Source organism: Clostridium sp. (genome assembly GCF_036639235.1).
Taxonomy (GTDB): Bacteria; Bacillota; Clostridia; order Clostridiales; family Caloramatoraceae; genus Clostridium_AB.
This window is the reverse complement of record NZ_JAVWJB010000054.1, coordinates 1-8,948: the sequence shown is the minus strand read 5'-3', so window position 1 is coordinate 8,948 and position 8,948 is coordinate 1. Positions and strand designations below refer to the sequence as shown.

Here is an 8,948-nt window from a genome sequence, read left to right as displayed (position 1 = left end):
AGGTTTATAGTATGTAGATGTTATGCAGATAAATTATCATTAACAGTATGCCCTGGTTTCATGTTTGTTGGCATCTGCTTTATGATCATATATACAATAAAGCAGCATAAAACCTTATCAAGTAGGTTAGTTCCTAGCTTTGTTATAAATGATGATACGAATATATTCTGTCCTGTTGTTTGTAGCCATAGGAATACAAAGTCAAGTCCAGTACCTGTAATGCCTTTATAAACAAGCACTCCAATAGGTGTTCCGATTAGTGGGCAAACAACTCCAAGTATAAGTCCAGTAATAATAGATGTTTTTAATGTGAATCCATGTCTTTTGCTTATAAGTCCAACAATAATACCAACAGCAATACTAACTAACATAAATGGAATGTTCTTAGGATTCATAAGTACTCCCCATAATAGGTTAGTAAGTCCTCCAACAACAGCTCCATACATTGGTCCATAATATGCTGCTATAAATATAGTTCCTATTACATCTAGATAAATAGGAAGTTTAAGTGAACCTGCTACTTGTCCTAAAACAATATTCATTGCTATAGCAAGTCCAGAAAAAATAAGGATTTTAGTTTTGTTTGTTTGCATTTCTAGTCCCCCTTTCATTACTATTCAATTTCAAATTATATTCTAAGTAGAGTTATAAATCTAATAGTTAATAGTTATACACAACTTTACAAGAATTTACATTATCTATAGCTTAAAAAGTTAACTATAATCCTTAACATAATTATCACAATAAATATGGGAATAGAATATTATAATACTGTGCAGTTATTATGTGAAAAAGGGGTGTATAATGTTTATTTCAATGCCAGAGAAACTAATAGTAAAGGCAGATTATGTAGATCCAGAAAAACTCGGAATATCACTAGATTCATATGAAAGATTATCAATAGGTGATGCTGAGAAGCTTAAAGTTAAGCTAGATAATATGCTTGATTACTTATACAAGAGAATTATGGAGTACAGAAGTTATGTTACAGATGATGAATTATTAAAGATTCATACAGAATTGCTAGAAGAATTTATTGAGATAAGTGTAGATGGTATAGACTGTCTCAAGAAGTTAAAGACTACAGGATACAAGGGACAAGATTTAGATGATTTAATAGATTATCACAAAAATAAATTTACAGGGGTATTTAACTTCCATGCTAATAAATTTAACTGTAAAAAAGCAGCTTCTCCTAAGAAAAGTATGAATCCAGATAAGCTTGATATGGCAATAGATAAAATATTAGAAGAAGTTAAAATTGCTTTTAATGATATTGTGAAAATGGCCAAGGACCTTACATTACCAGAGGTTCTTGATATATATAAATCAGGTTTTGCAAAGATTTTCTCCATACATGCTAATAATGTAGAGTGTTTCAAACAAGCTAAAACAGGAAAGACAAACGGAAAAACATTTAATGAACTTGTAGACTATCACAATAATAAATTCAACAATAACCTTAATAATCATACTAATATGCTTGGATGTAAGTAATAGATAATTTGAATTATATAACTGGATCCTCCTAAATATATATAATTATATATTAAATTTAGGGGGATATAGTTATGGGCTCTTATAGGGATTTTACGATTAAAAATTATGATACTTACGTAATAGCCTATGATTAGGGTTTGTGGAGTAGGTGGCAGCATATACCCTGATGAAAATATTGGGAATAATGTTGTTGATAGACTTTCAAAATACAAAAAGATAGATGGAATAGAGTACTATACATCAAAAAAGGCAAGGGAAACACTAGTAGAGTCTATTAATGAAGAGGATTTTGTAGTAATTGTAGAGGCTACATTCTACAGAATAGGAGTTGGAATGATAACCACAATGGATATTGCAAGGTACCTAGAATATATTGATTATAGGGACCTAGGAGAAAGTGCTATTGGTAGTATACTAAGTTCTAAATCATATATAAATGGAATGGTTATAGGAATTGATATACCTAGTATAGAGAACCTAGAGCCAAGTGCTAAGTTAAGTGAAAGGATTCTAGAAATAACAGAAGAGGTTAAGGGAATTATTATTAAAGAACTTCAGAAACATTTAGACGAAAGTGTAACATAAAGTACACAATGTGCATATTTTATATAGGATAATCCTCCGAATGGAGGATTATTTAATTTAATAGTAGTTTAGTTATAGAAATACAAAGGAATTTACGAGTAATTAGATTATTAAGGAGGATACAGGATATGTACTATTTTATAAAAAGGCCTTCAGGTGATATGAAGATTTATCATAAGGAATGGGAAGATAAATCTATTAGGGTCTATAATAAACGAATTACTGATAGTGAGAAGTAATGATTTAATCTGGAGGGATTTTAAACTTGATTTATATAATAATTCAATAAGGAAGGCAGTGGATATGCAATATGATGTAAGACTTGTTGGCTTTGGAGAACTTAACTTAATGACTAATCGAGGTTAAAATTAATATATAACTAAGGTAGGGGCAATACACTCTACCTTTAATTATACTTGCAACTATGTTTAACCTTAAATACTAAGCTTGTAACTAGAGAAATTATTATTGATAGAATTGATGCAATAAACAATACTATATATACATTTGATTTGAATGTTTCAAAAAGGTAGCCATACATAGCTTGCCCAAGTGGCATAGCACACATAGCAAGTGCCATCATACATGCAATAACCTTTCCTACAAGTTCCTTTGGTGTTTCCATTTGAACTGTAGACATCATTTTAATGCTTATAAAGCTTGCTATCATCATTATTAGGAAGCCACATATTAGAATAGTTATAAATGATGTGGTAGTGGATGCTCCTAAAAGTATTGGAATTCCCATAATACCAACTAATAATGCGCAAAGGATTAGTCCTAAGTAGCTTTGGTTTAGTTTAATTTTATGACCTATAAATGCTGTAAGGATTCCACCACATAGTCCACCTATAGCAAGTATCCCCTCTGAAAGTCCAAGAAGGCTATCCTTAAGTTTAAGTGTGTTAACAATAAGAATTGGGTTTCCAACAATCATAACTGATGATAATGCAAGATTAAAAAGTCCAATTAGAAGAATTATTTTTAAAATCATAGGTTTTTCATGGGTCATATAATTACGACTTTCATTAAAGTCGGATTTTATAATTTTAAATACCCCAATAGTATTGTCTTTTTTAGTGTGGGAAAGATTAATAAACATTTCCATTATAGCTGATAATATAAAGCATATAGTACTAGTTATTAAAACAGGCATTAGTCCAAATCCACCATATAAAACACCACCAATAATAGGCCCTATAAGGTTTGAAAGTGAGCTTATTTGATTAACTATAGCTGTTGCTTTTAGAATATTATCCCCCTCAACTATTGAAGGAATTGCTGATTGTACAGTTGGTTGATACATTCCGCTTATTCCAAATAAAATCATCATAATAACTAGGCATAGTGGCACAATTGGTAGTAAATTAATAGTAAGCATTAAGAAAATAAGCACTCCAGCAGTAATAAAGTCTAGTGTAACCATTATATTTCTCTTGTTAAATCTATCAGCTAGAACACCACCAATAAATGAAAGAAATATCATGGGTATAAATGAAAAAGCTAGAACCATTCCAAAAACAGCAGGTGATCCTGTAACTTTAAGAATGTGAAGAGGAATTGCAAATCTTAATATTGCACTTCCAAAGAGTGAAATTACTTGACCAATTGTAATTAAACTTAGGTTTTTGTTAAAAAGTTTTGTGTTATCCATAAATCCTCCTTTTAAATACCGACCGTTGGTATGTTTGGCTTAATAATATACTGCCCATTTAGGGCAGCCCTTAAAAGTATGATTTTATATGTTTAATAGTCTTATCTATCATATCCTTGTCAATTATACTTATTCCAAGTGAATCTAGTATATGTTTAAAGAAATATAGCTTTCTTTCAATTTCCTCAATAGAAGACTTAGATGTAATAGGACTTATCCATACATTCATTAAAGTTAAAATAACCTCAGCAAGTTCCTTTGGATAGTCTGTTTGAATAGAACCATCCCTAATGCCCTCCTCAATAACAGGCTGTAGATAAAGTGGGCTTGCCACCTGATAGTTACTAACAATCTGTGCATATAGGAACTTAGGATCCTGTAATTGTGAGGAGCACATCTTAAAAAACGCTAGGGTATTAGGGTTACTATACGATGATTCAAGCATAGCTCGAAGCTTACCAATTCCATTAAGTGATGAATTGTGTAATATACTATCATAATGCTGTGTACTTCTTTTTTCTATCATACCCATTACAGCAGCATAAATCTCATCCTTAGACTTAAAGTGATGATAAATAGCTCCCTTAGATAACCCTCCAAGACCATTAATAATGTCTTGAATAGTTGTATTATCATAGCCCTTTTCCATAAAAAGATTAAGAGAAACATCTAAAATTAGATTGATTGTTTCTTCTGGATGTTTGTTTCTTACCATAATACACCTCCAAACATACCGTTGGTATCTATACTATATTATAGGAATTTATTTGTCAACAAAATAAAAGAGTATTAGTGGAAATCCCTAATACTCTAACTTATTTAACTGATGAGCTAGAGTTAATTGTAGGTTGAGTAGATTTTTCACTACATAAAACAATTAGAAGGTTAGATACCATAGCTGCTGCCTGTTGACGTTGAAGCATTGCAGCTGCTATTTCAGGGGCATATGCAAGGTGACTAATTCTAGCTTATTCATTACTATTATTATACATTTTATCCGCTGTAAATTTCGTATACTGCTTAATTTCATGAATATCTTTATAAATTGACTCAACTAAAAAATACATAGGAGCCATAAACCCTATAAATGTCAACATAATGGCTATAAACTCGACATTTGTTAACAGACCGAGTATAAGACCTATAAATCCATATAAAAGTCCCCATGCAAAATACTTCATAATACCCCCCCTTAAATAATCTACCTATATTTTACATTAAGTAGGGGATAACTACAAAGAAAACCTGCTAAATTTTAACAGGTTTTTAGATTTTATATTAACTTTAATTCTTTTCGAATGATTGTCTAATTGCATTAACATCACTAAGAGCGCTTAGTGTAACCATTAGCTTGATTCTAGCTTTCTGACCTGGAATAGTGTCACCGAATATAACCCCCATTTCACGAAGTTGACGACCGCCACCTTCATATCCATATGAGTCGTTAACTCTTCCTTCAAAGCATCTAGAAACTAGAACAACAGGAATACCCGATTCTATTGCACGTCTAATGCCAGGAACCATTTTGTCTGGTACATTACCACGTCCCATAGCCTCAAGTACTATTCCCTTATCATGACTATCTATGCAGTAGTCAAGGAATCTAGAGTCCATTCCAGCACCACATTTTATAATTGATACATTTGATTCTATTTTATCTACATTGTAGAATTCATTTTTTTCGTTGTCTCTATAGAATATTGCCCTGTTATTGTCTACTATTCCTATAGGACCAAAATTAGGGGTTTTAAAGGTATCAAGACTCATAGAATTAGTCTTTGTAACCTCACTTGCAAGGTTAAGATAACCTGATAAGCAGACCATAACTCCGCGGCCTACTGCTTCCTCTGATACAGCTGTACAAATAGAAGCTGCAAGGTTAGCAGGTCCATCATAGCCAAGTTCAGAGCTACTTCTCATAGCGCCTGTGAAAATAACAGGCTTATTAGTATTAAGTGTTAAATCAACAAGATAAGCTGTTTCCTCAAGGGTATCAGTACCATGGGTTACAACCACTCCTGATATATCATCCCTATCTACATATGACTTAATTGTTTTAGATAAACTTAGCATAATTTCAGGGGTCATATGTGGACCTGGAAGAGTTGAAAATGTATATGTCTCTATTTCTGCAAACCCATCTATACCAGTAACCTTAGCCATTATCTCCTCACTTGATAGTGAAGGAACAGCTGCCTTAAGCTTCTCGTCTACCTTCATAGATATTGTTCCACCATTGAATATAACTGCGACTTTCTTCATGTGTCCTCCCTATGACTTATATGTATTTTCATCATTATACTATCAATAATTAATCTGTTCAAACAACTAGTGGTAAAATAATTTTAGTGTGTGAGAACCAAACATATACTTTAATGGTCTAATATATAAACACAGTATTAGCATGCTAAGGAAATGGAGTTTTTATTTATGGAAAATATAAAGCTGGTGAAAATAGCTAAAAAGGGAAGTAAAGAGGCATTTTCATCTCTTATAAAGTTATACGAAAAGGATCTATACAGGGTTAGTATTACCATGGTTAAAAATAATGAGGATGCCCTAGATTGTATTCAAGATACAATACTTAAGGCATATGAAAAAATAGAAACACTAAAGGAAGAAAAATTCTTTAAAACATGGCTTTTAAGGATATTAATTAACAACTGTAATAATCTAATTAACAGTAGAAAGAAGATAGTTGACCTAGGTGGATATATTCCAGAGGAGGCTATAAGTGAAGATATAGAATCTATAGAAATAAAGGAATATGTAGATGGACTTGAAGATCAGCTTAGAATACTAATTGTTCTATACTATTTTGAGGATATGGGAGTTAGAGAAATTTCAACTTCACTTAAAATACCTGAGGGTACTGTTAAGTCAAGACTACATAGGGCAAGAGGATTACTTAGCCAAATGATAAGTAAGGATATGGAGGGGCTTGTATAATGAATGATGATAAATTAATAAGTGATATGCTTAAATCAAATGATGATTTAGTTGTACCAAGTGAAATAAGCAAGGGAATAGATGAAACCTTATTAAGTCTTAAGGATAAACAATGCTCTAATAAAAGCAATAAAACTAAAAAACCTATACTAAAGTGTGGAGGGATTGCAGCTGGAATAGCTGTAACGTTACTTATAACCCTTGGAAGTTTATTTCCAGGTTTTGCCGATGAAATTCCAATAATAAATAAGATATTAGGAAGTGAGTCTATATTTAATAAGGAAAGTAATGACAATCTTATAGCTGTACAGAACTGTTCAATTAGTGTTAATGAAACTAAGGGGGGTATTACAGTTAAGGAGTTAGGATATGACGGAGCAGCTTTTTATCTTGTATATGAGACAAAGGGTGATAATGGATTTGGTGATCCTAAAATAATAGTAAATGGACAGGAGTTTACACCAGGATATTTTCCAGAGGATGATAATAAAAGTATACATACCTTAGTATATCCAATACCAGTAGATAGTAAGTTCCAAGATAAATTCTGTGCAAATATTATCTTTGAAAAAGCTAAGGATAAGAGTAGAAGTATAGTATTTCAAGTTAACCTAGATAAAAAAACCCTTATTGGAGAAGGTAAAAATAAAGACATTAGTAAGGTTATAAATAAGGGGAAGCTTAATATGGAGATAACCTCAGTTAACCAGTCTAATTCATATGTAACAGTAGGGACTATATATGACGAGTATTACCCAGATGAATTTAACATAGTAGTATATGATGATAAGGGGAATCCTCTTGATCAACTAGATATGGGTCGACTTGAAAAGAAGAATGGGAAAACATATGTAACAAGAGTATTTAAGGCTTATAGTAGCACTAATATATCTAAGATAGAGGTTGTTAGGAAAACTCTGGTTAATTTTACAGGATATATACCAAGAGTTAAAAGGGAAATTAAATTAACAGAGGCAACTCCTATAACTGTTAATTATTCTAAAGGAAGAAGTTTAACGATTAATAAGATTATAAAGACTAAGTATGGTTATGAGGTTATAGTAAGGTTTAATAATGTTCCAGGAATTGAATTTATATATAGTGGGGGAGGAGCTGGGGAGATTATGATTAGAGATAATAATAAGCCAGATAAGGAATATAGTTCATATGATACTCCTAGTAGAGATATGCTAAGTGATGGTAGCTATAAATTAACATTTGGTAGTGAATATGATACTGAAAAATTTGACTTTACGAATTCAAGCTTAATAGTAGGTAGTCCTGATAATTCTATAAAGGTAATTCAAGAAATTAAACTAACTAGATAAAATAATTCAGTGGCTGTTACAAAATTTTATTATTTTGCAACAGCCACTGTTTTTAATGTATTTTACATGCACCAGAACTTCCATCTAAAAATATTGGATAGTTTGGAGGAGAATTAGTAAAATGGGCATACATAAAAATCATAGCTATAGTTAAAATAACAAAAAGGATAAGTACCCATACCTTAAAGTTACCATATTTGTATGTATAGTATGCAAGTGATTGCCCAACTAGGTCTGCAAGTAGCAAAGAAAATATGTCTAATATAATAGAGTGTATTCCAAATCCTCCAAGTAATGTGTAATAAAATGTGACTATTACTATAGGGGCCACAATAGGTGAGAGCATTGAAGCTATAAGATAACTTCGTCCCTTAAATGTATAGTCCCTATGGAATTTAAAGTAGCCAATTATGTTCCATATAAGTAGTGGGTAAAAGGCAAGTTTTAGGTGTTCCCATATGCTTTCGTTAACAGGTACAAATAAGCCTACATAAGGATTATTACCAGTTAAATTAAAAACGTAATGAAAAAATGCCCCAAGTAAAAAAGAGATAGGTATTCCTATACAAAGCCATTTCCCAGGTGTTAAAAATCGTCTTTTCATAAGAGCCTCCAAAAAATGTTCATATTAATTAGTATTACCCACAAGCGTATATTATAATTCTATTCCGAAAATCAATGTAAAACAATTACATAATTCTATATTGATTTGGATAAACTAAGGTAAATTATTGTTAGGAGGTGCTTTCATGGGAAAGTCAATGGTTGATAAGGTTCAGTCAGGAATATCAAGTGCAGAGAGAAAAATGAACAATGCTGCTGAGTCTATGGGAGATAAGATGGTAGAATCTGTTAAAGCTATGGAGTCAGGTCTTAACAAAGCAGAAGCTAAGCTTAAGAATCTTGAAAATAAGATTAAGTAAAATATATTA

Annotated in this window: 11 protein-coding genes and 1 pseudogene; 5 read left to right on the top strand and 7 right to left on the bottom strand. The window is 31.6% G+C overall.

The window, feature by feature from the left end; all coding sequences use genetic code 11:
• Positions 1-20: 20 nt before the first annotated feature.
• Positions 21-593: a CD3073 family putative ECF transporter S component gene (locus RR539_RS09700; protein WP_332474791.1), complete on the bottom strand. Its 573-nt coding sequence runs from the start codon at positions 591-593 to the stop codon at positions 21-23.
• Positions 594-804: 211 nt separating this feature from the next.
• Between RR539_RS09700 and RR539_RS09695 the strand changes: the two genes are divergently transcribed.
• A complete protein-coding gene (locus RR539_RS09695; RefSeq protein WP_332474790.1) occupies positions 805-1,497 on the top strand; it encodes a hypothetical protein in 693 nt (230 codons plus the stop codon).
• Between the two features lie 129 nt (positions 1,498-1,626).
• A complete protein-coding gene (locus RR539_RS09690; RefSeq protein ID WP_332474789.1) occupies positions 1,627-2,085 on the top strand; it encodes a hypothetical protein in 459 nt (152 codons plus the stop codon).
• Positions 2,086-2,491: 406 nt separating this feature from the next.
• On the opposite strand, the gene RR539_RS09685 is transcribed toward RR539_RS09690, so the two are convergent.
• The 5 genes and pseudogenes from RR539_RS09685 to RR539_RS09665 form a co-directional block, all read right to left on the bottom strand.
• Entirely contained in the window at positions 2,492-3,739 is a 1,248-nt protein-coding gene (locus RR539_RS09685; protein WP_332474788.1) for an MFS transporter, read from the bottom strand.
• A gap of 70 nt (positions 3,740-3,809) precedes the next feature.
• Positions 3,810-4,454 (bottom strand): TetR/AcrR family transcriptional regulator, encoded by a 645-nt coding sequence (locus RR539_RS09680; protein WP_332483773.1) that lies wholly within the window; start codon positions 4,452-4,454, stop codon positions 3,810-3,812.
• 100 nt (positions 4,455-4,554) lie between these two features.
• Positions 4,555-4,707: pseudogene (locus RR539_RS09675) on the bottom strand (SPFH domain-containing protein); the annotation flags it as partial.
• Positions 4,708-4,920, bottom strand: coding sequence for a hypothetical protein (locus tag RR539_RS09670; protein WP_332483772.1), 213 nt, complete (start codon positions 4,918-4,920; stop codon positions 4,708-4,710).
• Positions 4,921-5,023: 103 nt separating this feature from the next.
• Entirely contained in the window at positions 5,024-6,001 is a 978-nt protein-coding gene (locus RR539_RS09665; RefSeq protein ID WP_332483771.1) for an asparaginase, read from the bottom strand.
• 168 nt (positions 6,002-6,169) lie between these two features.
• Between RR539_RS09665 and RR539_RS09660 the strand changes: the two genes are divergently transcribed.
• Both RR539_RS09660 and RR539_RS09655 read left to right on the top strand, forming a co-directional pair.
• Positions 6,170-6,688 (top strand): sigma-70 family RNA polymerase sigma factor, encoded by a 519-nt coding sequence (locus tag RR539_RS09660; protein ID WP_332474920.1) that lies wholly within the window; start codon positions 6,170-6,172, stop codon positions 6,686-6,688.
• Positions 6,688-8,016 carry a DUF4179 domain-containing protein gene (locus RR539_RS09655; protein WP_332474921.1) on the top strand — a complete coding sequence of 443 codons (1,329 nt, stop codon included), beginning with the start codon at positions 6,688-6,690 and terminating at the stop codon, positions 8,014-8,016. Before RR539_RS09660 ends, RR539_RS09655 begins: the two co-directional genes overlap by 1 nt.
• Positions 8,017-8,068: 52 nt before the next feature.
• Here the strand turns inward: RR539_RS09655 and RR539_RS09650 are convergent, their stop codons facing one another.
• Positions 8,069-8,620 (bottom strand): DUF6512 family protein, encoded by a 552-nt coding sequence (locus tag RR539_RS09650; RefSeq protein ID WP_332474922.1) that lies wholly within the window; start codon positions 8,618-8,620, stop codon positions 8,069-8,071.
• A gap of 145 nt (positions 8,621-8,765) precedes the next feature.
• On the opposite strand from RR539_RS09650, the gene RR539_RS09645 reads away from it, so the two are divergent.
• Positions 8,766-8,939 (top strand): hypothetical protein, encoded by a 174-nt coding sequence (locus RR539_RS09645; RefSeq protein WP_332474923.1) that lies wholly within the window; start codon positions 8,766-8,768, stop codon positions 8,937-8,939.
• Positions 8,940-8,948 lie beyond the last annotated feature (9 nt).

Coding starts and splice junctions, on each gene's coding strand:
- RR539_RS09700 (WP_332474791.1), bottom strand. CDS start 593: ATGCAAACAAACAAAACTAAAATCCTTATTTTTTCTGGACTTGCTATA.
- RR539_RS09695 (WP_332474790.1), top strand. CDS start 805: ATGTTTATTTCAATGCCAGAGAAACTAATAGTAAAGGCAGATTATGTA.
- RR539_RS09690 (WP_332474789.1), top strand. CDS start 1,627: ATGATTAGGGTTTGTGGAGTAGGTGGCAGCATATACCCTGATGAAAAT.
- RR539_RS09685 (WP_332474788.1), bottom strand. CDS start 3,739: ATGGATAACACAAAACTTTTTAACAAAAACCTAAGTTTAATTACAATT.
- RR539_RS09680 (WP_332483773.1), bottom strand. CDS start 4,454: ATGGTAAGAAACAAACATCCAGAAGAAACAATCAATCTAATTTTAGAT.
- RR539_RS09670 (WP_332483772.1), bottom strand. CDS start 4,920: ATGAAGTATTTTGCATGGGGACTTTTATATGGATTTATAGGTCTTATA.
- RR539_RS09665 (WP_332483771.1), bottom strand. CDS start 6,001: ATGAAGAAAGTCGCAGTTATATTCAATGGTGGAACAATATCTATGAAG.
- RR539_RS09660 (WP_332474920.1), top strand. CDS start 6,170: ATGGAAAATATAAAGCTGGTGAAAATAGCTAAAAAGGGAAGTAAAGAG.
- RR539_RS09655 (WP_332474921.1), top strand. CDS start 6,688: ATGAATGATGATAAATTAATAAGTGATATGCTTAAATCAAATGATGAT.
- RR539_RS09650 (WP_332474922.1), bottom strand. CDS start 8,620: ATGAAAAGACGATTTTTAACACCTGGGAAATGGCTTTGTATAGGAATA.
- RR539_RS09645 (WP_332474923.1), top strand. CDS start 8,766: ATGGGAAAGTCAATGGTTGATAAGGTTCAGTCAGGAATATCAAGTGCA.